The organism is Saccharopolyspora sp. NPDC045941, from assembly GCF_056431445.1.
The window spans coordinates 17,446-43,171 of the sequence record NZ_JBWKKU010000005.1 but is presented as its reverse complement, the minus strand read 5'-3'; the positions used below and the strand labels follow the sequence as shown (position 1 = coordinate 43,171).

The 25,726-nt window shown below is 70.6% G+C and carries 24 protein-coding genes; 3 read left to right on the top strand and 21 right to left on the bottom strand.

Annotation, left to right across the window (positions count from 1 at the left end):
* Nucleotides 1-25 precede the first annotated feature (25 nt).
* The 5 genes from AC07FN_RS05480 to AC07FN_RS05460 are packed head-to-tail and all read right to left on the bottom strand — an operon-like array spanning nt 26 to nt 6,072.
* On the bottom strand, nt 26-811 hold the full coding sequence (locus AC07FN_RS05480) for an N-acyl homoserine lactonase family protein (protein ID WP_478394518.1): 786 nt from the start codon (nt 809-811) through the stop codon (nt 26-28).
* Nucleotides 804-2,297: an FAD-dependent tricarballylate dehydrogenase TcuA gene (gene tcuA / locus AC07FN_RS05475; protein ID WP_478394517.1), complete on the bottom strand. Its 1,494-nt coding sequence runs from the start codon at nt 2,295-2,297 to the stop codon at nt 804-806. The genes AC07FN_RS05480 and tcuA overlap by 8 nt, the downstream gene beginning before the upstream one ends.
* Nucleotides 2,294-3,205 carry an NAD(P)-dependent oxidoreductase gene (locus AC07FN_RS05470; protein ID WP_478394516.1) on the bottom strand — a complete coding sequence of 304 codons (912 nt, stop codon included), beginning with the start codon at nt 3,203-3,205 and terminating at the stop codon, nt 2,294-2,296. The genes tcuA and AC07FN_RS05470 overlap by 4 nt, the downstream gene beginning before the upstream one ends.
* Nucleotides 3,198-4,556: an MFS transporter gene (locus tag AC07FN_RS05465; RefSeq protein ID WP_478394515.1), complete on the bottom strand. Its 1,359-nt coding sequence runs from the start codon at nt 4,554-4,556 to the stop codon at nt 3,198-3,200. The genes AC07FN_RS05470 and AC07FN_RS05465 overlap by 8 nt, the downstream gene beginning before the upstream one ends.
* 34 nt (nt 4,557-4,590) lie before the next feature.
* On the bottom strand, nt 4,591-6,072 hold the full coding sequence (locus AC07FN_RS05460; protein ID WP_478394514.1) for an aldehyde dehydrogenase: 1,482 nt from the start codon (nt 6,070-6,072) through the stop codon (nt 4,591-4,593).
* Between the two features lie 270 nt (nt 6,073-6,342).
* Between AC07FN_RS05460 and AC07FN_RS05455 the strand changes: the two genes are divergently transcribed.
* Nucleotides 6,343-7,611 carry an SLC13 family permease gene (locus AC07FN_RS05455; protein ID WP_478394513.1) on the top strand — a complete coding sequence of 423 codons (1,269 nt, stop codon included), beginning with the start codon at nt 6,343-6,345 and terminating at the stop codon, nt 7,609-7,611.
* Between the two features lie 153 nt (nt 7,612-7,764).
* On the opposite strand, the gene rraA is transcribed toward AC07FN_RS05455, so the two are convergent.
* Together rraA and AC07FN_RS05445 are read right to left on the bottom strand one after the other, a co-directional pair.
* Nucleotides 7,765-8,238, bottom strand: a complete 474-nt coding sequence (rraA, locus tag AC07FN_RS05450; protein WP_358570735.1) for a ribonuclease E activity regulator RraA — start codon at nt 8,236-8,238, stop codon at nt 7,765-7,767.
* Between the two features lie 237 nt (nt 8,239-8,475).
* On the bottom strand, nt 8,476-9,279 hold the full coding sequence (locus tag AC07FN_RS05445; protein ID WP_478394512.1) for an alpha/beta fold hydrolase: 804 nt from the start codon (nt 9,277-9,279) through the stop codon (nt 8,476-8,478).
* 26 nt (nt 9,280-9,305) lie between these two features.
* Here AC07FN_RS05445 and AC07FN_RS05440 point away from each other — a divergent pair, with 26 nt between their 5' ends.
* Entirely contained in the window at nt 9,306-9,791 is a 486-nt protein-coding gene (locus AC07FN_RS05440) for a MarR family winged helix-turn-helix transcriptional regulator (protein ID WP_478394511.1), read from the top strand.
* A gap of 90 nt (nt 9,792-9,881) precedes the next feature.
* Here the strand turns inward: AC07FN_RS05440 and AC07FN_RS05435 are convergent, their stop codons facing one another.
* The 9 genes from AC07FN_RS05435 to uvrC form a co-directional block, all read right to left on the bottom strand.
* Nucleotides 9,882-10,226 carry an RNA polymerase-binding protein RbpA gene (locus AC07FN_RS05435; RefSeq protein ID WP_358570726.1) on the bottom strand — a complete coding sequence of 115 codons (345 nt, stop codon included), beginning with the start codon at nt 10,224-10,226 and terminating at the stop codon, nt 9,882-9,884.
* A 55-nt stretch (nt 10,227-10,281) separates the two neighbouring features.
* A complete protein-coding gene (gene secG, locus AC07FN_RS05430) occupies nt 10,282-10,515 on the bottom strand; it encodes a preprotein translocase subunit SecG (protein WP_358570723.1) in 234 nt (77 codons plus the stop codon).
* Between the two features lie 544 nt (nt 10,516-11,059).
* Nucleotides 11,060-11,845, bottom strand: coding sequence for a triose-phosphate isomerase (tpiA, locus tag AC07FN_RS05425; RefSeq protein WP_478389515.1), 786 nt, complete (start codon nt 11,843-11,845; stop codon nt 11,060-11,062).
* Between the two features lie 2 nt (nt 11,846-11,847).
* A complete protein-coding gene (locus AC07FN_RS05420) occupies nt 11,848-13,050 on the bottom strand; it encodes a phosphoglycerate kinase (protein WP_478394510.1) in 1,203 nt (400 codons plus the stop codon).
* Nucleotides 13,051-13,225: 175 nt separating this feature from the next.
* The gene (gene gap, locus AC07FN_RS05415; RefSeq protein ID WP_132491588.1) at nt 13,226-14,236 is read right to left on the bottom strand and encodes a type I glyceraldehyde-3-phosphate dehydrogenase; all 1,011 of its coding nucleotides are present in this window, start codon (nt 14,234-14,236) and stop codon (nt 13,226-13,228) included.
* Between the two features lie 357 nt (nt 14,237-14,593).
* The gene (whiA, locus tag AC07FN_RS05410; RefSeq protein WP_478394509.1) at nt 14,594-15,580 is read right to left on the bottom strand and encodes a DNA-binding protein WhiA; all 987 of its coding nucleotides are present in this window, start codon (nt 15,578-15,580) and stop codon (nt 14,594-14,596) included.
* Nucleotides 15,571-16,539, bottom strand: a complete 969-nt coding sequence (locus tag AC07FN_RS05405) for a gluconeogenesis factor YvcK family protein (RefSeq protein WP_478394508.1) — start codon at nt 16,537-16,539, stop codon at nt 15,571-15,573. The genes whiA and AC07FN_RS05405 overlap by 10 nt, the downstream gene beginning before the upstream one ends.
* Nucleotides 16,536-17,414: an RNase adapter RapZ gene (gene rapZ, locus AC07FN_RS05400; protein WP_478389518.1), complete on the bottom strand. Its 879-nt coding sequence runs from the start codon at nt 17,412-17,414 to the stop codon at nt 16,536-16,538. The genes AC07FN_RS05405 and rapZ overlap by 4 nt, the downstream gene beginning before the upstream one ends.
* Nucleotides 17,407-19,434, bottom strand: a complete 2,028-nt coding sequence (gene uvrC / locus AC07FN_RS05395) for an excinuclease ABC subunit UvrC (protein ID WP_478394507.1) — start codon at nt 19,432-19,434, stop codon at nt 17,407-17,409. Before uvrC ends, rapZ begins: the two co-directional genes overlap by 8 nt.
* Before the next feature lie 144 nt (nt 19,435-19,578).
* Between uvrC and AC07FN_RS05390 the strand changes: the two genes are divergently transcribed.
* Nucleotides 19,579-20,517 carry an MBL fold metallo-hydrolase gene (locus AC07FN_RS05390; RefSeq protein WP_478394506.1) on the top strand — a complete coding sequence of 313 codons (939 nt, stop codon included), beginning with the start codon at nt 19,579-19,581 and terminating at the stop codon, nt 20,515-20,517.
* Nucleotides 20,518-20,671: 154 nt separating this feature from the next.
* On the opposite strand, the gene AC07FN_RS05385 is transcribed toward AC07FN_RS05390, so the two are convergent.
* The 5 genes from AC07FN_RS05385 to AC07FN_RS05365 all read right to left on the bottom strand — a co-directional run bounded on the left by AC07FN_RS05385 (nt 20,672) and on the right by AC07FN_RS05365 (nt 25,637).
* Nucleotides 20,672-21,751: a glycoside hydrolase family 172 protein gene (locus tag AC07FN_RS05385; protein ID WP_478394505.1), complete on the bottom strand. Its 1,080-nt coding sequence runs from the start codon at nt 21,749-21,751 to the stop codon at nt 20,672-20,674.
* Between the two features lie 91 nt (nt 21,752-21,842).
* Nucleotides 21,843-22,052 (bottom strand): hypothetical protein, encoded by a 210-nt coding sequence (locus AC07FN_RS05380; protein ID WP_478394504.1) that lies wholly within the window; start codon nt 22,050-22,052, stop codon nt 21,843-21,845.
* A gap of 179 nt (nt 22,053-22,231) precedes the next feature.
* Nucleotides 22,232-23,698, bottom strand: a complete 1,467-nt coding sequence (locus tag AC07FN_RS05375; RefSeq protein ID WP_478394503.1) for a hypothetical protein — start codon at nt 23,696-23,698, stop codon at nt 22,232-22,234.
* On the bottom strand, nt 23,698-24,477 hold the full coding sequence (locus tag AC07FN_RS05370; protein WP_478394502.1) for a hypothetical protein: 780 nt from the start codon (nt 24,475-24,477) through the stop codon (nt 23,698-23,700). Before AC07FN_RS05370 ends, AC07FN_RS05375 begins: the two co-directional genes overlap by 1 nt.
* Nucleotides 24,478-24,614: 137 nt before the next feature.
* Nucleotides 24,615-25,637, bottom strand: a complete 1,023-nt coding sequence (locus tag AC07FN_RS05365) for a beta/alpha barrel domain-containing protein (RefSeq protein ID WP_452612696.1) — start codon at nt 25,635-25,637, stop codon at nt 24,615-24,617.
* Between the last annotated feature and the right edge of the window lie 89 nt (nt 25,638-25,726).

Here is a 25,726-nt window from a genome sequence, read left to right as displayed (position 1 = left end):
GTATACCTCGGTATGCATTGCGTCCCTAGGCGATGCGGACGGCGAGTCCTTCCAGGCCGGGCACCGCCGGGAACCGTTGCAGCACCTGCGGATCGTGACCGGGCACGATCAGCTCCGGGCCGGATGCCAACGCGTGCAAAGTGTCGAACGCGTCGTACATCGACGGCAGGTGGGTCACGATCCCGTACGGCTTCTCCTGCTCGACGTTCTCGTAGAAGTGCGACGCATCGGCCGCCAGCACGACGTTCCCGGCGGCAGTGCGGACCTGCACCACCTGCAGGCCCGGGGTGTGCCCACCGACGCGGTGCGCGGTGATGCCCGGCACCACCTCGTGTACCCCGTCGATCAGGCGCACCCGGCCGGTGAAGTTCTGCTCCACCAGGTACGCGACGTCGGACGGCTCCACGAAGTGCGCCAGCTGCCCGCGTCCGGCGTGCCGGGAGGTCCAGAACGCCATCTCGGCTTCCTGCAGCACGATCTCGGCCTGCGGGAAGTCCGCCACGTGCCCGGAGTGGTCGTAGTGCAGGTGGCTGATCACCAGGTGCTCGATGCGGTCCGGGTCCACGCCGAGCGCGCGGATGGTGTCCATCGGGGTTTGCAGGTAGTCGCGATTCCCGCGCCGCGCCGCCGTTTCCGGCGTGAACCCGGCGTCGACGAGCACGGCGTGGGAGTCCGACACCGCCAGCCACACGTGGTAGGAGATCGGCCAGGCTTCCAGGGCGCACGGGTCGTGGCCGTAGAAGTGCTCGCCGCGCACCGATGCTTCGCGGTGGGCGAACCGGATCGCGTAGACCTGGAATTCCTCAGCCATGGCGCCCTGCGTTCCCGGCGCGGGCCCCGGCCAACCGGCCGAACACCGCACCCGAGGTCAGGCCGCTGCCGCCCGGGTAGTTGCCGGAGAACAACCCGCCGACCATCTCGCCGGCGGCGTAGAGCCCGTCGATCGGCTGCCCGTCGGTGTCGAGCACCTGGGCGGATTCGTCGACGTGCACCCCGCCGAAGGTGAAGGTGATCCCGCAGCCCACGGCATAGCCGTAGTACGGGGCGGTGTCCAGGGCCTGCGCCCAGTTGGACTTCGGCGGCCGGACCTGCGCGGCGCGCCCGTCCTTGACCGCCGGATCGAACGGTTCGTCCACGATGGACTCGTTGAACGCGGTGACGGTGCGCTCCAGGCCCGCAGCGTCGATGCCGAGCTCGTCGGCGAGTTCGGCCAGGGTGTCGGCCTGCGCACCGGCGATGGGCCGCGAGTCGTACTCCTCCTTGCGCAGCAGCGGGCGGGTCTTGGCGTCGAACAGCTGGAACGCCCGGCCCTGCGGCTGGCGCAGGATCTCCCGCCCGTACTTGGCGTAGGTGTAGTTGCGGAAGTCCGCGCCCTCGTCGACGAACCGCTCGCCCTCGACGTTGACCACGATGCCGATCGGATAGCTCTGCCGGGTCAGCTGGTTGGTCAGCTCCCGGTTGCCGCCGGTCGGGCTGCCGTCGGCGTCCCACGCCACGCTGTGGCAGGAACCCCAGTCGCCGTGCGGGGCGGCGCCGGCGGCCAGCGCGAGGTCGAGCACGTCACCGGTGTTGGTCGGCGTGCCGCGCACCAGCGCGCGGTCCCAGCCCTCGCCGAGGTGCTCGGCGCGGCGCTCGGGGTCGGATTCGAAGCCACCGGCCGACAACACCACCGCACCGGCCCTGATCCGGTGCTCGACGCCGTTGGAATCGCGATAGGTGACGCCTCGCTCGGCCGGGCCGGAGAGGTGCAGCACCGTGACCTCGGCGCCGTAGCGGATCTCCACGCCCTCTTCCAGCGCGGCCTTGGTGTGCTGGGCGATGAGCCCCTTGCCGCCGTCGACGGTGCCGACGAACAGGCCGCCGGAGAACACCCACTTGCCGTCGGACAGGTAGGCCTGGCGCTCGTACATCAGCCGCCACTGGATGCCCTTGCCCGCCAGCCAGCGCACGGCATCGGCGGAGCGGGAGACCAGGATCTTGGTCAGCACCGGGTCGCACTTGCCGTCGGTGACCCGGCGCATGTCGTCCTCGAAGGCGCTCTCCGGGTAGGCGGGCACCACGGAATCGGCGTGCCGCTCGTCGGGTTCGAGCAGGTCGGCGACGTCGTCGAGGCCGTCGAAGGCGAACCGGAACGCGCCGGCGGTGTAGAAGGAGTTGCCGCCGGCGGCGTCTTCCGGCGCCTTCTCCAGCAGCAGCACCTTCGCGCCCTGCTCCACGGCCGAGTGCGCGGCGGAGAACCCTGCGTTGCCGCCGCCGACCACCACGACGTCGAACCGGTCGGTCTCCGGCTTGCTCATTCTTCGTCTCCCTTGTCGTTCGAGGTTTCGGTCATGGGGCGCCCGGTCCAGCGCTCCCAGAGCGTGGCGATCGAGGCGTAGTCGAGCCGGCCGAGCCCTTCCGAGACGCCGAGCTCGTAGACGGTGTGCGCGCCCTGGATGCCGAACAGCGGCACCCCGGTGTCCTGGGCCATGGCCAACGCCAGGGTGGAGTCCTTGCGGGCGGCCTCGGTGGGCATGCCGCCGTCGTACTCGCCCCGCAGGATCCGTTCCACGAAGCGGTGCGTCAGCGGGCGGGTCAGCCCGGCCTCGGGGCCGGACAGCAGCGCGGCCAGCGCCGAGCCGGACACCCCGGTGGCCGCGCCCAGCGCACCGGCCTCGGCGAGCACCACCATCACCGCGTGCGCCACCGCGTTGTTGATCACCTTCGCGGCCATGCCGCTGCCCACCGGCCCGAACCTGGTGATGGTCGCGCTGATCGCCGCCAGCACGTCGGCCACCTTGTCCACATCGGACTCCTCGCCGCCGACCAGCAGCGTCGCGGTGCCCCCGGCCATCTGCGACACCCCGGACAGGATCGCGGCGTCCACGATGCCGATGCCGTGCGCAGCGCAGATCTTCAGCTCCTCGGCCATGTCCGCGGGATTGACCGTGCTGGTCTCCACGATCACGCTGCCGGCCCGCATCCGCGGCGCCAGCTCGGCGATCACCTGCAGCGAAACCTTCGGCGCGGGCAGGGAAAGCACCACGACGCCGGACCCGGCCAGCTCGGCCACCGCGCCTGCGGCGGTGACCCGCGGGTGCTCGGCGACCTGAGCGACCCGCCCCGGATCGAGGTCGAACACGCGCAGCGGGCCGTGCGCGGCGAGGCGGCCGGCGACGGCGCCCCCCATGTTCCCCAGGCCGCACAACGAGACGGTGTCACTCACCGATGTACTCCTTTCCGGTTGCGCCCAGATCGGCGTTCTTGGTCTCCGGTCCCATCACCGCGCCGGTCACGGCGAGCACGCCGCCGATCACGACCAGCGGGATCTGGGTGTACTCGTAGGGCATCAGGCTGCTCAGCCACAGCAGGAAGAAGCTGTAGCAGGACGGGATGAGCACGGCGAAGGTGTAGCCGACCCCGAATCCGGTGGCGCGCACCTCGGGCCCGAACCGCTCCGGGATGTAGGCGCTGAGGATCGACCACGGGGCGTTGGCGATCACCACGACGACCCCGGCCAGCAGCAGCGTCCACAGCAGACCGTCGCCGGCGTCGGCGGTGGCCACCATCAGCCAGTAGACCGCGGCGGCCGCGGTCGCGGTCAGCGCGCCGAAGCCGATCAGGACCGGGCGGCGGCCGACGCGTTCGGCCAGCTCGCCGACACCGAGGTAAACCCCGCCCAGCACCAGGAACATCAGCATCGTGGCGATCGTGACCTGGGTGCTCGGCAGCTTCAGCACCGACGTCAGCAGGCCGGGCATCATCGACACCGCGGTTTGCAGCGACAGCCACATGCCGGTCATCAGCACGAAGACCTGGACCAGGCTGCGCCGGTGCGGGCCCTTGGCGAACAGCTGCTTCAGCGGCGACGGCCCCTTCGCCGCCTCGGGCTTCCCGGCGGGGCCGTCTTCTTCGACCTTGCGGTAGTACAGCAGGACGACGACCGAGAGCAGCGCGCCGACCAGGAACGGGACCCGCCAGCCCCACTCCAGGTAGGCGCCGGACGCGGTCGGGGCGATGTAGAGCATCAGCGTGGTGATCGCGCTGATCGCGATGAACGCCATCGGGTAGCCGAGCATGATCCGCGTGGACACCACCGCCCGCCGCGACCGGGGGGCGCGCTCCATCGCCAGCGGCACCGCTGCGGTGTACTCGCCGCCGAGGAAGATCCCGTCGACCAGCCGCAGCAGGATCAGCGCGAGGATGGCGAACCAGCCCCAGGTGTCGTACCCGGGCAGCAGCGCCATCAACAGCGTCACGACGCCGAAGCCGGACACCGCGACCATCGTCGCGGTCTTGCGGCCGATGGTGTCGGCCAGGTGGCCGAAGATCGCCGCGCCGATCGGCCGGCCGAGCAGCGTCACCACGAACGTCACGTAGTAGACGGTGGTGGCAGCGACCGTGTCCAGGTGCGGCGGCTGGAAGTAGGCCATCGCCGGGGCCAGCGCGATGGTCGGCAGGTAGATGTCGTAGAAGTCGACGAAGTACCCGAGGAATGCGCCCATCGCGCTGCGACGCCCTTCGGGCGTCATCTTCTCCGGCGCGCTCGGGGGCGCGGTCGGCACTGCGGTGCTCATGAGATCTCCGGCTTCGTTGCCGCGGGTCCGCCGTTCAGAGGCGGATCGAGAAGGGGTCGGGGGTCTGGCCGGTGAGGTCGACCATCACGTTCTTGGTGTTGAGGTATTCGTGGAGGGCTTCTTCGCCGCGTTCGCGGCCGTAGCCGGACTTCCGGGTGCCGCCGAAGGGCGCCTGCGCGGCGCTGGCCCGGTAGGTGTTGACCCACACCGTGCCCGCTCGCAGCCGCTTGGCGACCAGGTGGGCGCGGGTCAGGTCGTTGGTCCAGATCCCGGACGCCAGGCCGAAATCGCTGTCGTTGGCGGTCTTGACGGCTTCGTCGTCGTCGGCGAACGGGATCGCGCTCAGCACCGGGCCGAAGATCTCCTCGCGGGCCAGCTTCGAGTCGTTGGCGACGTCGGCGAACACCGTGGGCCGCACGAACAGCCCCTCGCCCAGTGCCGGGTCATCGACCGGCTCGGCGCCGGCCACCGCGCGGGCGCCGGCTTCGACACCGGAGTCGATGGCGCGCTGGATTCGGTCGCGCTGCGGCTCGTTGGCCACCGGCCCCATCTGGGTCCGCGGATCCGCCGGGTCCCCGAGGCGGATCTCCGCGGCTCGCGCCGCGACCGCCTGCACCACCTGCTCGTAGACCGATTCCTGCACCAGCAGCCGGCTTCCGGCGATGCAGGTCTGGCCGCCCGCGGCGAAGATCCCGGCGACCGCGCCGGTGACCGCGCGGTCCAGGTCCGCGTCGGCGAAGACGATGTTCGGGGACTTGCCGCCCAGCTCCAGCGTGACCGGGATCAGGTTCTTCGCCGCGGCCGCCGCGATGGCCCGGCCGGTGGGCACGCTGCCGGTGAAGCTGATCCGGTCCAGGCCCGGGTGCTCGGTCAGCGCGATCCCGGCCTGCGGTCCGCCCGTGACGATGTTGATCACACCCGGCGGAAAACCGGCCTCCGTCACCAGATCCGCCATCCGCAGCGTCGTCGCCGAAGCGTGCTCGGAGGGCTTGACGACCACGGTGCACCCCGCCGCCAGCGCCGGGGCGAGCTTGTTGGCCAGCAGCTGCATCGGCGAGTTCCACGCGGTGATCAGCGCGGCGACGCCGATCGGCTCGGCGAGCGTGTAGTCCAGGGTGTCCGGGTTGTCCAACGGGATGGTGCGCCCGTAGAGCTTGTCGGCGTAACCGGCGAAGAACCGGTAGTTGCGGGCGGCGAAGCGGGCCTGGCCGGTGGTCTCGCGGACCAGCTTGCCGTTGTCGGTGGACTCCAGCCGTCCCAGTTCCTCGGCGTGCTCGTCCACCAGCGCGGCCAGCCGGTTCATCAGCTCGGCGCGGCGCACGCCAGGCGTCGTCGACCAGCCGCCGTCGAAGGCGGCGCGGGCCGCGGAGACGGCGGCGTCGACGTCTTGCGGGCTCGCGTCCGGAATGGTGGCGAACTCCGCCGCGGTGAAGGGGTTGATCGCGGGCAGCTCCTGCCCGGTGGACGCCCGCACCCGCTGCCCGCCGATGAGCATCCGGTCACTGGGGTTGGTCATGAGACGCACTCCATGGTCGGTCGACGTCATCGCGCCGGGGGCAGGTGGCTCCACAGGCCCCGCAAACCCCGGTACGCCGTTGTATACAGAAGCATACTCTCGCTCCGGCGCGGCGTGTCAAGCCCGAACCCTTGCGCCCCAACGGAGTCGAGTCGACGACGAAGAAGCTCTTGACCTCGCGCTACGTGTCCGTATTCTGCTGCATACAGTTGCACACTGCTGCATTCGACTGAATTCTATCGTCGCCCAACCCCGCAGAGAGGAACAACGATGTCCGCTGCGATCGCGGCCAGCGTGGGTTGCCTGGTCCTGATGTTCGCCCTGGCGATCGCCTTCAACGTCAACATCGGCGTGCTCGGCTTCGTCGGCGCGCTGGTGGTCGCCGGCATCGGCGGGCTGTCCGTGGACCAGGTGCTGGAGTCCTTCCCCGCCGACATCTTCGTGCTGATCGCCGGGGTCACGTACCTGTTCGCGATCGCCCGCGAGAACGGCACCGTCGAGCTGATAGTCCGGACCGGCGTCCGGCTGGTCGCCGGCAAGGTGGCGCTGATCCCGGTGGTGTTCGGCGTGATCGCCGCGGTCCTGGTCGCCTTCGGCGTCTTCCCCTCCGCGGCGCTGGCGCTGCTGGCGCCGCTGGCGATGACCTTCGCCGCGCAGTACCGGGTCAGCCCGCTGCTGATGGGCCTGATCATCCTGCACGGCGTCAACGCCACCGCGATGTCGCCGATGAACTCCTACGGCGCGGTGACCAAGAGCGTGCTGGAGAAGTCCGGTCTGGCCGACGTGTCGATCTGGAGCGTGTTCACGCTGTTCCTGGCGATGTACGTGCTGCTGATGGCGGTGGTGTACTTCGCCTTCGGCGGGATGCACCTGATCCGGCACGGCCACGGCAAGGAGCCCGCGGTCGACGGCGTCGACACCACCGTGGAGCGGACGAAGATCGCCGGCGAGCAGAAGGTCACGCTGCTGGCCATCGCGGCGCTGATGGTGCTGGCGCTGGGCTTCGGGCTGGACGTGGGCATCACCGCGTTCGGGCTCGGCGCGCTGCTCACGCTGTTCTTCCCGAAGCGAGCCGACGGCGCGGTCAAGGGCATCTCGTGGAGCGTCATCCTGCTGACCTCGGGATTGTTCGTCTTCGTCGGCGTCGCCAAGGAGGTCGGCGCGATCGACTACGCCTCCAACGCCATCGGCAGCCTGGGCAACCCGCTGATCACCACCCTGCTGGCGTTCGTGATCGGTGGTGTCGTGTCGGCGTTCGCCTCCACCACCGCGACGCTGGGCGCGACCTTCCCGATCCTGATCCCTCCGCTGCAGGCGGCGAACTTCGCGCACATCCCCGGCGCGGTGGCCGGTTTCGGCGTGGCGGCCAGCGTGGTCGACGTCAGCCCCACCTCCCCGAGCGGCGCGATGCTGATGGCCAACGTCCGCAACCGCGACAAGCAGGTCTACTTCCGCCAGCTGCTGAGCTATGCCGGCGCCATGCTGGTCTCCGGATCCCTGGTGCCGTGGTTCCTGCTGGTGGTGCTGGGCCTGGGCTGAGCGGTCGTGAGCGCCTGACCGGGCTCCGGCCCGGTGCCCCGGTCAGGCGAGTTCGGCGAAGTGCCCGACCCGGCCGGGCGTTCGCGCACCGCCGCCAACCGTCGGAACGTGATCGGGACAGCCTGCGCGCGCTCGGCCGTCGGGTCGGCGAAACTACGGCTCGGTGATCACCACGATGCCGTCCTGGTCGGACACCACGTGCTCGCCGGGCACGAACCGGATGCCACCGAGCTCGACGACATCGTCGACGGTTCCCTCGCCGGTCTTGGTGCTCTTGCGCGGGTTGGTGCCCAGCGCCTTGACCCCGAAGTCCATCCCGGCGAGCACCGCCGAGTCGCGCACCGCGCCGTTGATGATGACCCCGCTCCAGCCGTTCGAGCGGCCGATCTCGGCGATCAGGTCGCCGATCAGCGCGGTGTGCAGCGAGCCGCGGCCGTCGATGACCAGCACCTGGCCGTCGCCGGGCTCGGAGAGGACCTTCTTGAGCAAGGCGTTGTCCTGGAAGCACGTGACCGTGCGGATCCGGCCTTCGAACGCCTCGCGCCCGCCGAGGTTGCGGAACTGCACGTCGCAGCTGCGCACCTCCGGGCCTTCCCGGTCCGCGAGATCAGCCGTCGCCTGAGCCATGAGTCCTCCCGGATCGCCGCTGTCGTGGACGGCGAGCGTACCCACCGGTAGCCGGACGCGGCCCAACACCGCGACCAACGCCACACCGGCCCCGCAGTTTCAATTGAACTGCACGCCAGGTGGTAGACGCCGGCTTCCAGGAATCGCTCCCTCGTCGGTGAGCGGTCGGCCGCTCACTGACGCATCGAACGGGCTCCCCGGGAACCGACGCGCCCGACGGATCCTCTCCGCGAACTCCTATCCGCCCAGATGGCGGCGGATCAACTCGTTGGCCTCCTGCGGGTTCTCCATGCTGGCCATGTGCCCGACGCTGGCCATCTCGACCAGTTCGGCGTTGGGCATCCGCTCCACCGCGTCGCGCGCCATCCGGTGCAGGTCGGTCGCCTCCAGCTCGCCGACGACCAGCAGCGTCGGCGCGGAGATCTCCGCCAGCCTGCTCGCGACGTCGCGCTCCAGCAGCCGCCCGGTCGCGGTGTGGTGGTTGCCCACGGTCGTCATCGCCATGTCCCGGCAGCGCGACCGGATCTGCTGGTCCACCTCGTCCGGCCGGCGGTGCGGGCCGTCGACCCCGATGCGCAGGAACGCCTCGACGTACCGGTCGATGTCCATCGCCTGCCTGGCGGCCTCCTGCTCGCGGTGCCCTTCCTGGATGAACGGGTCGCGGAAGTCGACCGGCGGGATGCCCGGGCCGAACAGCACGATGCGGTCCACCCGCTCCGGGTGCAGCAGCGCGAAGGTCAGGGCGGTGGCGCCGCCCATCGAGTTGCCCATCAGCGACGCGGTGCCGACCTCGAAGTGGTCCAGCAGCGCCAGCAGGTCCTCCTCGGCCCGGCAGTCGGCCATCGCGGTGGTGGAGCGCCCGTGGGAGCGGGCGTCGTAGCGGATCAGCAGGTGGTCGGCGGCGAGTTCGAGCTGCTCGTCCCACATCCCCACGCCCAGGTAGCCGGCGTGCAGCAGCACCAGCGGCGGACCGGAACCCACCACCTCGGCGTACAGCTCGCCGTCCGGGACCGGAACTCGTACTGATTCGATGGTGTTCATGACAACCAAGGTGTCATAATGACACCGTGGTTGACAACTCTGATTCCCCGCTGCCGCCCACCGAGCTCGGACCGCGACTGGCCGAGGTCTACGCCGTCCTCGGGCCGCTCTACCGCCGCGTCGCGCGGCTGGTCGAACAGCAAAGCCCCAGCAACGGGCTGTCCGTCGGCGTGCGCGCGGTGCTCGAACGGCTGGAAATGGCCGGCACCGCCGAGACCGTCCCCCAGATCGCCCGGACCCTGGAGCTCAGCAGGCAGTTCGTGCAGCGCATGGTCAACGACGCGCAGGCGGCGGAATTCGTCGCGCTGAAGCCGAATCCCGCGCACCGCCGCTCGTCGCTCGTGGCACTCACCGAGGCCGGGCGCACCGCCATCCACGGGGTGCAGGCGGAGGAGCACAGAACGATGGGGCTCGTCGGCGGCGACCTGACCGATGCCGAGGTGGCGACGACCATGCGGGTGCTGCGGCACATGCTCGCCGCGGTCAACGAGATCGACGTCGAGCCGTCGTGAGCGCTGAAGCCGGTTCTTACCGGAGCCAGCACTCACGAGAAACGAACCGGGCCGGGTGAGCTGTCGCCCACCCGGCCCGGTTCGTTGATTTCAGCGGCCCTTGCGCTCGCGGAGCTTGGCCAGCGCTTCCTCCAGGATGGCCATCCCGTCGGCATCGCTGCGCCGCTCCTTGACGTACGCGAGGTGGCTCTTGTACGGCTCGTTCCGCCGCGCCTCGGGCGGGTTCTCCTGGTCCAAGCCCGCCGGCAAACCACAGCGCGGGCAGTCCCATTCCTCCGGCACCTCGGCGTCCATCGCAAACGACGGCCGGCTGTGGTGCGCGTTGGCGCACCAGTAGTCGACCCGCTTGCGCGGCGCGGCTTCCCCCCGCTCCGACTCGCCTACCGTGGGGCCCGAGCCCACACGCGTGCCGCGAATGGCGTTGCCACCAGTCATCCGTCTTCACCCACCAAGCGGCCCGGGGTTGTCGACCGGCTGGGTGCCCGGTCGATCAACCGATCTTGATCAACACGCCGACACCGATGATGGAGATGACCCACAGCGCCATGACGAACAACGTCATCCGGTCGAGGTTCTTCTCCGCCACACTGGAACCGGCCAGGTTGGACTGCATACCGCCGCCGAACAGCGAGGACAGACCGCCGCCCTTGGCCCGGTGCAGCAGCACCAGCAGCACCAGCAGCACACTCGTCACGATCAACACGATCTGCAGGAAAAGAGTCATCACGTCCTCGTTCGCACAGCGGTCCGCGACCAAGCGTACCGGGCCACCAACAGCGAGTTGACCACCGTCCACCCGTTTGCCGCCACGACGGTCTCACAACCCGGGCCGACAGCCACCACAGGGGCCGATCCCGATCAGGTGATGAGCGAAGGGCACCCGCCGACCGAGCACCCCGGTCAACACGCCATTCACCCCGTCCGACCTCGCCCCCGTGGCCCGGGGACCGCAATTTCAATGGAAATCAGAGGTTCGATTTCCATCGAGCGTTTTTCATCCTGGCCGGCCCGCAGCCGCGGGTCGCAAAGCTGCACGTCGATGAGGTGTCGCATGCGCCGCAGGCGCATAGCCAACCTACGACGCCTGCACCGCCGCGGGTTCACGGTGCCCACCCCTCCGGGGTTCCCTCGGCGAGGACGGCCCCTCCGCCGTGTATTGGGCATACATCAGGAGGGGCACCCACAGACCAGGGAACCTCTGAGGTTCCGCTACCCGCACCGCCACGCAATACGAGGTTGGAAAAACCTCAATTGAAATTGCGGGAAGATCACGGGATGGGGCCGCCTGCGGCCATGGCGGAGAGCTTGGCGAACTCGTCGCCGTTGAGGCTCGCGCCGCCGACCAGGGCGCCGTCCACGTCCGACTGCCCGATCAGGTCGCCGATGTTGCTCGACTTCACCGAGCCGCCGTAGAGCACCCGCACCTCGTCGGCGATCTCCTTGCCGTACTTCTCCTCCAGCGCCGCCCGCAGCGCCCCGCAGACCTCCTGCGCGTCCGCGGCGGTGGCGACCTTGCCGGTGCCGATCGCCCACACCGGCTCGTAGGCCACCACGACCTGGCGCACCTGCTCCGCCTTGAGGCCCTTGAGCGCGTTGATCAGCTGCGTCGTGCAGTGCTCGACGTGGCCGCCGGACTCGCGCACGTCGAGCTGCTCGCCGACGCACAGGATCGGCGACATGCCGTGCTTGAGGGTGGCGCGGACCTTCTTGTTCACCAGCTCGTCGGTCTCCGCGTGGTACTCGCGGCGCTCCGAGTGGCCGACCACCACGTAGCTGCACCCGAGCTTGGCCAGCATCGGCCCGGACACGTCACCGGTGTAGGCCCCGGACTCGTGCTCGGAGATGTCCTGCGCGCCGTGCTTGAGCAGCAGCTTGTCGCCGTCGATCAGGGTCTGCACGCTGCGGATGTCGGTGAACGGCGGCAGCATCGCCACCTCCACCTTCGCGAAGTACTTCTCCGGCAACGCGAAGGCGACCTTCTGCACCAGGGCGATCGCCTCCAGGTGGTTCAGGTTCATCTTCCAGTTGCCGGCGATCAGTGGCTGCCTGGCCATGTTCAGCGCTCACCTTCCAGGACGGCCACACCGGGCAGGTCCTTGCCTTCGAGGTATTCCAGCGACGCGCCGCCGCCGGTGGAGATGTGCGAGAAGCCGTCCTCGGGCAGCCCGAGGGTCCGCACCGCGGCGGCCGAGTCGCCGCCGCCGACCACGCTGAACGAGTCGGAGTCGACGATGGCCTGCGCGACGCCGCGGGTGCCGTCGGCGAACGCCGGGAACTCGAACACGCCGGCCGGGCCGTTCCAGAACACCGTGCCGGCCTCGCGGAGGATCCCGGCGAACTGCTCGACGCTGCGCGGCCCGATGTCCAGCCCCATCCAGTCGGCCGGGATCGCGTCGGCGGCCACGACCTGCTTCTCCGCGTCCGCGGCGAAGCGATCGGCGGCCACCACGTCCACAGGCAGCACCAGCTTGTCGCCGTGCTCGGCGAGCAGCTGCTCGGTGGAGGAGATCTGGTCCTCCTGCAGCAGCGAGTTGCCGACGTTGTGGCCCTGGGCGGCCAGGAACGTGTACGCCATGCCGCCGCCGATGAGCAGCTTGTCGACCTTGGGCAGCAGGGCCTTGATGACGCCGAGCTTGTCGGAGACCTTCGAGCCGCCGAGCACCACGACGTAGGGGTGCTTCGGGTCGCCGGTCAGGGTGCGCAGCACCTCGACCTCGGCGAGCACCAGGCCGCCGGCGTAAGCGGGCAGCCGCTTGGCGACGTCGTAGACCGACGCCTGCTTGCGGTGCACCACGCCGAAACCGTCGGAGACGAACGCTGCGTCCGGGCCGACCAGCGCGGCCAGCTCGTCGGCCAGCGCGCCGCGCTCGGCGTCGTCCTTGCTGGTCTCGCGGACGTCGAAGCGGACGTTCTCCAGCAGCGCGACCGACCCGTCGGTCAGGCCCGCCACCACGGACTTCGCCGAGTCGCCGACCAGGTCACCGGCCAGCGCGACGTCGGCGCCGAGCAGCTCGCCGAGGCGCCGCGCGACCGGGGCCAGGGAGAACTTCGGGTCCGGCTCGCCCTTGGGGCGACCGAGGTGCGCGGCGAGCACCACCTGGGCGCCGGCCCCGGTCAGCTTCCGGATGGTCGGCAGGGAGGCGCGCACCCGGCCGTCATCGGTGATCTTCTCGCCGTCCAGCGGCACGTTCAGGTCGGCGCGCACCAGAACACGCCGACCCCGAACACCCTCGGACAGCAGATCGTCGAGGTTCTTCACGTCTGCTCCTACGCAGTTATGGAAAAGGCCCGCACGAGCCGGGGTATGTCGAACGGCTCATGCGGGCCTTCAGAGACTGGTCTTTGCAAGCGGCGCAGCCGCTTCCAGCGGTAGACCGGCCGCCGCAGTGCTCAGCTCGCTACCCGCACCGCTACGCAAAACGAGCCTGGAACTCTCACGCCAGCTTCTTGCCGACCAGGTCGACGAGGTCGGCGAGGCGGTTGGAGTAGCCCCACTCGTTGTCGTACCAGCCGACGATCTTGACCTGGTTGCCGATGACCTTGGTCAGCGGCGAGTCGTAGATCGTCGAGTGCGGGTCGGTGACGATGTCGGCGGAGACGATCGGGTCCTCGTTGTACTTGAGGATGCCCTTGAGCTTGCCCTCGGCGGCCGCGGCCTTGAACGCCTCGTTGACCGACTCGACCGTGGCGTCCTTGCGGACGGTGGCGGTGAGGTCGGTGACCGAGCCGGTCGGCACCGGCACGCGCAGCGCGTAGCCGTCCAGCTTGCCGTTGAGCTCCGGCAGCACCAGGCCGATCGCCTTGGCCGCACCGGTGCTGGTCGGCACCACGTTGACCGCGGCGGCGCGGGCGCGGCGCAGGTCCTTGTGCGGGGCGTCCTGCAGGTTCTGGTCCTGCGTGTAGGCGTGGATGGTGGTCATCAGGCCCTGCTCGATGCCGAAGGCGTCGTCGAGCACCTTGACCATCGGGGCCAGGCAGTTGGTGGTGCAGGAGGCGTTGGAGATGATGGTCTGCGAGCCGTCGTACTTGTCGTCGTTGACGCCCAGCACCACGGTCAGGTCTTCGCCCTTGGCCGGGGCGGAGATGATGACCTTCTTCGCACCGCCCTCGTCGACGTGCTTGCGGGCGTCCGCGGCGTTGGTGAAGAAGCCGGTGGACTCCACGACGACGTCGACGCCCAGGTCGCCCCACGGCAGCTTGCCCGGGTCGCGCTCGGCGAGGATCTTGATGAGCTTGCCGCCCACCTCGATGCCCTCACCGGTGACCTTCACCTCCTGGTCGAGGCGGCCGAGGATGCTGTCGTACTTGAGCAGGTGGGCCATGGTCGCGACATCGCCCAGGTCGTTGGCGGCCACGATCTCGATGTCGTGATCACTGGCGGTCGCGGCCCGCCAGAAGTTCCGCCCGATCCGACCGAAGCCGTTGATACCTACGCGAACGGTCACGCCGATCTCTCCTCGTGACTGACCCGGCCGACGACGCGGCGGGTGAGGTTGATGGTCTCGGCATCACCCTATCTGCCACCGGGGCCTTCGCACGCGGGCGGGCGAGCGGGCTCACGCTCCGGAAAGGCGACGTCTCCCACCAGCCGCACCCGGCCCGCGACCAACCGCGACCACACCCGCATCAGCGCAGGTCAACGCGCCGCGGAGCGAACCGATCGGGGCGGTCGCGACGATCGCCGCCCGTGATCGGCATCTCTGCACCGGTTCGGCGCGGTGCCGGATTTTCACAGTTCGAATTGAAACGGTGATTTACCGGCTGCCGGGACCGCAGTTTCAATTGAAACTGCGGTCGACCGGTCAGGCGTCGGCTTCCAGCATCTCGGCGGTCACCGCGGATTCGGTGTCCGGGACGCCCAGTTCGCGGGCTCGCTTGTCGGCCATCGCCAGCAGGCGGCGGATCCGGCCGGCCACCGCGTCCTTCGTCATCGGCGGGTCCGCCAGCTGGCCGAGCTCCTCCAGCGATGCCTGCCGGTGCGCCAGCCGCAGCCGGCCCGCCACCGTCAGGTGATCCGGGGCCGTCGGGCCCAGCAGCTCCAGCGCGCGCTCCACCCGGGCGGCCGCAGCGACCGCGGCGCGCGCCGAGCGGCGCAGGTTGGCATCGTCGAAGTTCGCCAGCCGGTTGGCGGTCGCCCGCACCTCGCGGCGCATCCGGCGCTCTTCCCACGCGAGCACGCTGGAGTGCGCGCCGAGCCTGGTCAGCAGCGCGCCGATGGCGTCGCCGTCGCGCACCACCACCCGGTCCGCGCCGCGCACCTCACGCGACTTCGCCGCCACGCCGATCCGCCGCGCGGCACCGACCAGCGCCAGCGCCGCCTCCGGGCCCGGGCAGGTGACCTCCATCGACGACGACCGGCCCGGCTCGGTCAGCGAGCCGTGCGCCAGGAAGGCGCCGCGCCACGCGGCTTCCGAATCGCAGGCGCCGCCGGAGACGACGTGCGCGGGCAGGCCGCGCACGGGGCGGCCGCGCGGATCGAGCAGTCCGGTCTGCCGGGCGAGGCCCTCGCCGTCCTTGACCACCCGCACCACGTACCGGGTGCCCTTGCGCAGCCCGCCGGAGGTGATCATGTGCACGTCGGACTGGTGCCCGAACAGCTCGTGGACCTCCTTGCGGAGCCGGCGCGCCGTGGAGCCGCTGTCCAGCTCGGCCTCGATCACCACCCGGCCGGCGACGATGTGCAGCCCGCCGGCGAAGCGCAGCAACGAGGACACCTCAGCCCGTCGGCAGCACGTCTTCGTCACCGACAACCGGCTCAACTCGTCCTTGACCGCCGCGGTCATCGCCACCGGTCCGTCCTCCTCTCCAATGCGGCCCGCAGGCTGGCCGCCAGCGCCTCCGGGTCGTGCCGTCCCGGCACGGCCGGCGCGGCGATCTTGTCCAGCAAAGTCTGCGCACCCAGATCGGCGGCCGCAGCTCGAAGCCGATCAGGGGTGGGCACCGAGTCCGCGTCGGCCAACACCGCGTCGACCCGCAGCCGCGGTGCGTGCTGCGAGAGTACGTCCAGGTGCTGTTCGGGTGAGAAGCCCGCCGTCTCACCCGGCTGCGGGACGAGGTTGAGCACCACCACGCGGCGCGCGGTGGTGCTCACCAACGCCTCGTGCAACTCCGGGACCAGCAGGTGCGGCAGCACGCTGGTGAACCACGAGCCGGGTCCGAGCAGCACCAGATCGGCGCCCAGCACGGCCTCCACCGCTTGCGGGCAGGCTGCCGGTTCTTCGACACCATTCGCGTGCAAACGCACTTGTTTCACTCGTCCGGGCGTACTGGCGATGGCCACCTGCCCCCGGATCGTGCGAATCGCGTCGGGATCGGAGTCGAGCCCGACGACGTCGGCGGCCATGTCCAGCGGCACCGTCGACATCGGCAGGACCCGGCCCTGCACGCCGAGCAGCCGGCAGGCGTGGTCGAGGACCTCGACCGGATCGCCCAGCACCTCCAGCAGCCCGGCCAGCAGCAGGTTGCCGACGGCGTGGCCGGCGAGGGCCCCGCTGCCGCCGAAGCGGTGCTGGAACACCGTCGCCCACAGCTGGCCCTCGGCGTCGGAGTCGGCGAGCGCGGCGAGCGCCTTGCGCAGGTCGCCCGGCGGCAGCATGCCCAGCTCGCGGCGCAGCCGCCCGGACGACCCGCCGTCGTCGGCCACCGTCACCACCGCCGTCACGTCGGTGGTGATCTGGCGCAGCGCGGACAGCGTCGCCTGCAGGCCGTGGCCGCCGCCGAGCGCGACCGCGCGCAGCGGGGCGCTCACTCGCGCCCCAGGTCCCGGTGCACCGTCTTGACCATCATCCCGTCGTCCTCGGCGAGTCGGCGGGCCAGTTCCTCGGCGAGCGCGACGCTGCGGTGCTTGCCGCCGGTGCAGCCCAGCGCCAGCGTCAGGTACCGCTTGCCCTCGCGGTGGTAGCCGGCCCCGACCAGCCGCAGCAGCTGCTGGTAGCTCTGCAGGAACTCCTCCGCGCCCTCCTGGCCGAGCACGTAGTTGCGGACCTCCTCGTCGAGGCCGTTGAACTCGCGCAGCTCCGGGATCCAGAACGGGTTCGGCAGGAAGCGGCAGTCCATCACCAGGTCGGCGTCCATCGGCAGGCCGTACTTGTAGCCGAAGGACAGCACGGTCAGCCGGGTGCGGGTGCTCGCCTCGGTGCCGAACGCGTCCTCGATCTTGGACCGCAGCTGGTGCACGGACAGGCTGGTGGTGTCCAGCACCAGGTCGGCCTCGGAGCGCAGCCTCGACAGCAGCGACCGCTCCGCGGCGATCCCGTCGGCCAGCCGCCCCTCCCCCTGCAGCGGGTGGCCGCGCCGCACCTGCTCGAAGCGGCGGATCAGCACCTCGTCGGTGGCCTCCAGGAACAGGACCTTCGGCTTGTAGCCGCGGGCGTCGAGGTCCTTGATGACCGCGCCCAGGTCCTCGGTGAACGCGCGGCTGCGCACGTCCATCACCACCGCGACGCGGGTGACCGCGCCGCTGGAGCGAGCCCCCAGCTCCACCATCGTGGCGATCAGTTCCGGTGGCAGGTTGTCCACCACGAACCAGCCCAGGTCTTCCAGGCACTTGGCCGCGGTGCTGCGCCCCGCCCCGGACAGGCCGCTGACCACGGCGACCTCGATGCCCGACTGCTCGTCAGTCACTGCTCTCCCCTTCAGCGTTGTCGGCGCCGGGCCCCGCCCGGTCGTCCGGCACCGGGCTCGGCCCGGTTCCCCCTTCGGCCGCCAGCGCCGAGTGCACGGTCTCGGCGGTGCGACGGCCGATCCCGGGCACCGTAGCGATCTCGTCCACCCCGGCCTGGCGCAGCTTGCGCACCGAGCCGAAGTGCTTGAGCAACGCCGCGCGGCGGGTTTCGCCCAGTCCCGGAATCGCGTCCAATGTGGAGCTTGTCATGCGCTTGCCGCGCTTCTTCCGGTGGTAGCCGATGGCGAAGCGGTGCGCCTCGTCGCGGACCCGTTGCAGCAGGTAGAGCGCCTCGCTGGTGCGCGGCAGGATCACCGGGTCCGGGTCGGCGGGCAGCCAGACCTCCTCCAGCCGCTTGGCCAGCCCGATCACCGCGACGTCGGTGATGCCCATTTCGGTCAGCGCGTCCGCGGCCGCGTTGGCCTGCGGCGCGCCGCCGTCGATCACCAGCAGGTTCGGCGGGTAGGCGAACTTGCGCGGGCGGCCGGTGTCGGGGTCGATCGCCGCGCCGACGGGCCCCGATCCGGTCTGCTGCGGCGGGATGTCGGACTTCGCCGTCTCGCTGAGGTAGCGGTGGAAGCGGCGGCGCACGACCTCGTCGATGGAGCCGACGTCGCCGCCCTCGGCGCCCTCCCGGACCTCGAAGCGGCGGTACTCGGACTTGCGCGGCACGCCGTCCTCGAACACCACCAGCGACGCCACCACGTCGGTGCCCTGCACGTGGCTGACGTCGATGCACTCGATGCGCAGCGGCGCGGTGTCCAGCGCCAGCGCTTCCTGGAGCTCCTGCAACGCCGCCGACCGGGCCGTCAGGTCGCCGGCGCGGCGCAGCTTGTACTGCTGGAACGACTCTTTGGCGTTGCGCTCGACGGTTTCCATCAGCGCCCGCTTGTCGCCGCGCTGCGGCACCCGGAGGCTGACCCGGCTGCCGCGCAGCTCGCCGAGCCAGCCGGCGATCGCCTCCGCGTCGTCAGGCAGCTGCGGCACCAGCACCTCGCGCGGAACCGGGCTGCCGCCCGCGTCTGCCTGGTCGGCCAACGATGCCTGCTCACCGTAGAACTGGGTGAGGAACTGCGAGGTGAGGGCGGCGGTCTCGGTTTGCTCGACCTTGTCGATGACCCAACCGCGCTGGCCGCGCACCCGGCCGCCGCGGATGTGGAAGACCTGCACGGCGGCGGCGAGCTCGTCCTCGGCGAAGGCCACGACGTCGGCGTCGGTGCCGTCGCCGAGCACCACGGCCTGCTTCTCCATCGCCCGCCGCAGGGCCTCCAGGTCGTCGCGCAGCCGGGCGGCGCGCTCGAACTCCAGCTCCGCGGAGGCGGCCTGCATCTCCTTGTCGAGCTTGCGCATCAGCTGGTCGGTGTGCCCGGCCAGGAAGTCGCAGAAGTCCTCGACGATGTCCCGGTGCTCGTCGGCGTCGACCCGGCCCACGCAGGGCGCCGAGCACTTGCCGATGTAGCCGAGCAGGCAGGGGCGGCCGATCTGCGAGTGCCGCTTGAACACCCCGCCGGAGCAGGTGCGCGCGGGGAACACCCGCAGCAGCAGGTCGAGGGTCTCGCGGATCGCCCACGCGTGCGCGTACGGGCCGAAGTACCGCACGCCCTTGCGGCGCGGGCCGCGGTAGACGTGCAGGCGCGGGAACTCCTCGTGCAGGGTCACCGCCAGCACCGGGTACGACTTGTCGTCGCGGTAGCGGACGTTGAACTTCGGGTCGTACTCCTTGATCCAGGAGTACTCCAGCTGCAGCGCCTCGACCTCGGTGCCGACGACGGTCCACTGCACGCCGGTGGCCGTGGTGACCATCTGCCGGGTCCGCGGATGCAGCCCGGCGAGGTCGGCGAAGTACGACGAGAGCCTGCTGCGCAGGCTTTTCGCCTTGCCGACGTAGATCACTCGGCCGCCGGCATCGTGGAACCGGTAGACGCCGGGGGCGTCCGGGATCGTGCCTGGCGCTGGTCGGTAGGTGGACGGATCGGCCACGCCTCCACCCTACGTGCGGGGGCCGACCGCCCGGATCTCGGTGCGCCGACCGTTCGGTCTACCACCCGGGGCGGCCCGGCGGGGCACACTGGGGGACGCCCGTGATCGCGCACCTCGGAGAGCCCGGAGCCGCGGAGGTCAGCAGTGAACATCGACAACGCCCATCCCGAACGAGCGACGCTGTCCGAGGTCGGCCCCGGGGTTCACGCGTGGGTCCAACCGGATGGTTCGTGGTGGATCAACAACGCCGGGGCGGTGCTCGGCGACGACGGCGTCGTGCTGATCGACACCTGCGCGACCGCGCAGCGCACCCGCCGGTTCCTGGACGCGGTGCGCGCCGCGAGCGGCGATGCGCCGATCCGGTTCGCGGTGAACACCCACCTGCACGGCGACCACACGCACGGCAACGCGCTGCTGCCCGACTCGACCGTCCTCATCGGACACCCGGCGACCCGGACGGGCATCCTGGCGGAGACGATCCTCGCGGAGCCGCCGCCGGTGTGGGATCCCGTGCCGGACTGGGGCATCACCGAGACCCGCGCGCCGACGGTGCTGCTGCAGGATTCGCTGGTTTTGCAGAGCGGCGACCGGCAGATCGAGCTGCACCACCCCGGGTACACCGCGCACACGCCCGGCGACGTGGTGGCGTGGGTGCCGGACGCCGGGGTGCTGTTCACCGGCGACCTGATCTTCCACGGCGTCACGCCGCTGGTGTTCATGGGTTCGGTGGAGGGCGCGCTGAAGGCGCTGGACTGGCTGGCGGGGTTCGGCGCGGCGAAGGTGGTGCCGGGCCACGGCTCTGTCCTGCCGGGTTCGGCGTTCCCGCGGGTGCTGGAGGACCACGCCCGCTACTACCGGTTCGTGCTGGACACGGCCCGCCAGGCCCGCACCGACGGCCTCTCGCCGCTGGAGGCGGCCCGGCGCTGCGACCTCGGCGAGTTCGCGGGCTGGCCGGACCGCGAGCGGATCGTCCTGAACCTGCACCGCGCCTACGCCGAAGCGGACGAGACCGAGTTCGACCGGGCGGCGGCGTTCGCCGACGCGATCGCCTACAACGGAGGCCCGCTCCGCTGCGCCGTCTAGCGATTTCCCGGGTGGGCGACCCCGGTTGGTGTGACCGTCCGCAATTTCAATGGAAATCAGAGGTTCGATTTCCATTGAAATTGCGGACTTCCGGGACGTCAGTCAGAGGGTGGGTCAGACCCGCCAGACGGCGTCACCACGAACATCATCACTGTCAGAGGGGGTGTGGGATGCGGTCTGCGACCGGGGCGAGGGTGACCGGGAGCGCCGGGAGGGTCTGGTACCAGTACGCCACCGATGAGACGTCGTCGGAGCGCTTGTTGGCGTGCCCGTGCTCGATGGTCACCTTGATGGACTTCTCGAACACCACCGGGTCTTCGACGTGGAAGCGGTAGTAGGACACCTGCCCGCTCCAGTTCGGCCCGCCCGGCATGGTCAGCCCGTGGTACGGCGCCTGGTACGACTGGTTCGGGCACCACGCGGTGTTGAAGTAATCCTCGGTTCCGGTGCCGTGCAGCCGCGGCGGCCAGGGCTCGCCGTCGATGAAGAACATGTCGTCGCCCTCGCCGTACCAGTTCCAGTCGCTGGTGCGGCGGAGGTTGTGCACGTTGAGCACCGTGCCGACGTAGTGGCCGCGCCCCTCGGCCTCCAGCATCACGTAGTTGCCCGCGCCGTCGGTGTTGGTGCCGCCGAAGAGGAACTCCTCGTTGGTCTGATCGCCCTGCTCGACGCCGTCGGTGGGGTTCTGCCGCCGCCACTGGGCGTGGAAGTAGCCCAGTTCCGGGTCGGCTTCGCCGTAGGTCTCGTAGTCGATGTAGTAGTAGAACGTCACCGGCTTGACGCTCATCTCGCTGATCAGCTCGAAGCGGGCGCGCCCGGCGAAGGGCATCGCGAACCAGCAGTTGAAGCCCTTGCCGTCCTGCGGGCTCATCTGCAGCGGCGCGGAGGAGAAGTTGGCGCTGCGGCCGTGCCCCATGCCGAAGAAGTCGCCCAGCGGCACCAGCACCGCGGGGTGCGCCGAGTCGTCCCAGGTGATCTTCAGGACGAGCCGCCGCAGGTAGTCGCCCTCCAGCTCGGCGGGCTTGCCGACGTGGTCGAGGGCGACGGTGCACCAGATGTGGGTGATCACGCCCGGCCCGGCGATGTCGGCCAGTTCCCTGGTCTCACCCGGCTCGACGCGCGTGTTGTCGGTGTTGCCCCCGGTGCGGTCCCAGCTGGACACCCGGCCGCGCCGGGTCTGCCGCAGCCGGGGCAGATCCCGCAGGCTGCTGCCGAAATCCCCGTATCCGGACAAGATTCCTCCCCAGAAATAGCGCGTGTGTCCGTGATCACTTCTTACCACGCGAAGATCGGCGCACGATGCAATTTCCGGCCCCCGGACCCGTTCAACGCATCGGCGCGACTTTCCGGCCGACGCTCTGGAAAGCACCGTTGGGCAGCCAGCAGAACCGGTCCACCTGCCGAACGCTGGGGCGCTTCCTGGCGTCGTCCTCTCGCCAGGTGAGCGACGCGATCCAGAGCTCGCCATCGATCACGGCCAGCAGGTCCGGCCTGAGCCCGGTGCCCAGCTCGCCCTGATCGCCGCGCAGCAGCACCTGCAGGAGTCGCGGATCCGGGGCGCCGTTGGATCGACGCGGTCAGCTCCGGCGATCCGTCGGCGAACCGCATCGCGATCAGCCACCGGCCGGAGACGTGAAGGCCGCGCGTCGGGTCCCGGGTGGTGCGAGCCCGTGCGGTAGACGGCCGCGCCGTCGCCGAACCGCCCGGATCCCGGTCACGACACGTCCTCGACGTCCCGCCATTCCGGCACGAAGTTGCCGTCCTGCCAGCGGAATCCGTCCGTCACCAGCAGGTTCGGTTCGCCCTGCGGATCGCCCGGCGGTCGGCTCCACGACTGGACGGTCAGCTCGTCGCCGGACAGCGTCACGGTCGCCGGGGCGAGCCCGGTGCCCTGCGGTCCCGGGTCGTCGCCCAGCAGCGCCTGGATCAGCCGCGGCGAATCCGGTGGCGATCCGCCGTCGTAGACCTGCACTTCCCGGAGGCTGGTGCCGTCGGCCAGGTCGCAGCTCACCGCCAGCACGGCCTCGGGACGGTCGTCGCCGGTCAGGTCCTGGAACCGGCCGTGCACGATAGCCCCGAATTCCTCGTCGCAGCCCCGCTCCGCCAGCACGGCCGTCCAGTCCGCACCGCCGAGCGGACCGTAGGGATCCTGCTCGCACAGCCGGGCCGCGCCGGTTTCCGCGGTGGAGCAATGGCGCACGTAGGCGTCCCAGCCCAGCCGCGGGTTCAACGCGTCGTAGAACGTCGAGAACACCAGCGCCGAATCGCCGTGCCGGTAGGTCACCGCGCCGTTGCGGTAAACGCCGCGGGTCTCCAGGATTCGCGCGAACCCGGCGGGATCGTCGACGGCCACCAGCCCGTCGGCGACGCCGCCGTCCACCACCAGCGGCGCCGACATCGCCGCCAGGGCCGCGTCCATCCGGCCCTGGCAGGCCATGTCGTGCATGCTCTGCAGCTGCGCGATCGCCTGTCGGCTGAGCGCTTCCGGCGGCAGGTCCGCGATGGCGACGTCCGCGGGCGGGCAGCCGCCGCGGGATTCGCCCGGTTGCAGGAAGTCCGTGCCCACCTCGCGGTCGAATTCCGCCAGCATCCTCGGGTAGAGCTCGGCGACCGTCCGCAAGGGGGACGTGTACGCGCCGATGGCCACCAGCCACTCGTCCGACATGGTGAACGTCCACACCGGACCGCCGCCGATGTCGGTGACTACCTGGCTCTCCGGATCCACGGTGAAGTCGGTGGTGGTGAACAGCGCCGACACGTCGCCGAACCACGGGCTCGCGATCTTCGTCCACGCGATTCCACCGCTGGTGGTCGGACGCTGACAGTTGCCGGCCGAGCGCAGCGCGTCCCGCACCGGCGCCACGTCGTCCTGCGCCAGCTGCACGATCGCCACCTGCGCAGGGGTTTCCTCGCCGATCGCGTAGCCCTTGAAGACGGCGGAACTCGCGGTGCGGAACTGCTGGACGGCCGGCACCGGGGCGCAATCCTCCACCGCCGCGAGGAAGAAGCCCCGGTCGAACGAGTCTTCGTCCTGCGCCCGGAATCCGTCTCCTCCCGACGGCAGCAGCGCGGCCACCTCCTGCGGCGAACGGACCTCCGGCGGCCGGTTCCACCAGATCCCCAGCCTGACCCCGGCCGCCACGACCACGACGAGCGCCAGCACCCGGAGCCCGTACCGCATCAGCAACCACCCGCCCGGTCCGGGAAGCTCCAGGCCCGCAGGCCCCGGGCCGCGAAAGCCGCCCCGTACCGCGGGCTGAAGCCGGTCATCTCGAACTCGCCGGCGTCGGGCTTCGCGGTGTAGGTCTGCGGTTTCCCGTCGATGACGAGGTCGACGTCGATCACCCAGCGGTAGTGGCCGTCGTCGGCGCGCGATTCGACCTGGAACACCACCGTTTCGCCGTCGGCGAGCTGCTGCGCCTGACCGGCGAAGTACGGCTCGCCGAGCCGCCTGCCGTCGAGCACCCGCGCCACCGGGCGGAACTCGTCGAGGTCGAAGCCGACCCGCTTCGCGGGCAGGTCGCCCTGCGGCGTGCTGCAGAGCAGCGTGCCCGCGACGTTCGGCTCCCGGCTCAGGATCCGGGCGCGCATGTTCGTGATCACGACGTCGCGGGAGCGAGCGCCCTCGATGGTCACCGTCGTGCCGTGCACGCCGGCCTTCACGGCGCGGTGCAGCGCCGGCGAATCGGCCAGGAACTCCGCAGGCGTCCCGATTTCCGCGGGTTCGGCCACGTCGGGCAGCGCGTAGCTGCGATCGTCGACCGGGCCGCCGTCCGAGCTCGCCCAGACCAGGACCGGCGGGCGCGACACGTCGCGGGCGGCGTTCCACAGCATCGGCGCGGCGATCCCGGCCAGCGCGCCGACGAGCGCCACGACCACGAACGCCGGGCCGCGCAGCAGGCGTTGCCACCACTTGCGCCGCGGTGTCGCGGCGCCGGATCCATCCGATTCCGTCGCCACCAAGCGTCGCCTCCTCGGCTACGCCCAAGGATCAACATCCCCGAGCGTACCGAGCGCGCGAGCGCCCAGTGGCGGTATTCGCCCGATCACCGCTGCCCGCAAGGCGAAAGTCGCCCGATGCGAGCAACGCCGGCGGATCAGCGCTGCGGCGGCGTGTAGTTCTCGATGCGGCGCACCAGGTTCCGGATCCGGGCCGCGTACAGCGGCGAGAGCGCGTAGCCCGGGTAGCTGGCGAACCAGCTGGCGCTGCCCAGGCTGACCGCGTCGGCGCCCGCCCAGAAGTACTCGCGGCAGTCGTCGAAGCTGCGGATGCCGCCGGTGGCGATGATCGGCAGCGTCACGCCCGCGTCGCGCAGTTCCTTGACCACCCGCAGGCCGATCGGCTTGATCGCGCGGCCGGAAAGCCCGCCGAAACCGTTCTTCAGCAGCGGCTGCCCGGTGTTCGGGTCCAGCCGCAGGCCCTTGACGGTGTTGATCGCGGTCAGCGCCGCCACCCCGTGGCGGGCCGCCAGCCGGGCGTGGCCGAGGTAGTCGTAGTCCGGCGAGAGCTTCAGGATCACCGGGTGGTTGCTGCGCGGCACCGCCTCGGCCAGCACCGACTCGATGATCTGGTTGAAGTCGAAGTTGACGTTGTGGCAGGAGACGTTGAACTCGACCGCGGCGATCTCGCCGGCCGGCACCGCGGCGTTGACCTTGTCGACCAGCGTGACGAACTCCTCGGCGGAGAAGCCGCCGACGGAGATGATGGTGTTCTGCTCGCGGGTGCGCGGGTAGTAGTCGCGCAGGTAGGCGTCGATGCCGACGTTGCACCAGCCGAAGGCGTTGAGCCAGCCGCCGTCGACCTGCCGCAGCGCCTGCCCGTAGCGCTTGATCAGCGCGGGCAGCTCGTGCAGCGGCCACACGTCGCGGGTGGTGAAGTGCCCCTCGCGGGGCTCGACGGTGACCGTGCGGGTGGTGACCGCGCCGAACCGGGACAGCGGCACGAACTGCGAGATCGGGCTCATGCCGTAGGGCACCAGCTTGGTGTTGGCCACGCCGTAGCCGAGCAGGCTGGACGAGGTCACCAGGCGGTTGCGCAGTCTGATGTCGCCGAGCCGCACGCCGAGCTCGGACGGGACGTCTCGCACCAACCGAAGGTTGCGCTCCTGGGCCACGCTCACGATCTCCTCCTACCCGACGTCTCCACGCCGTCGACTCCCATTGTCCCTCACCCGGAGCAGTGCACCGCCCCGGGTTCGCACATCGCACC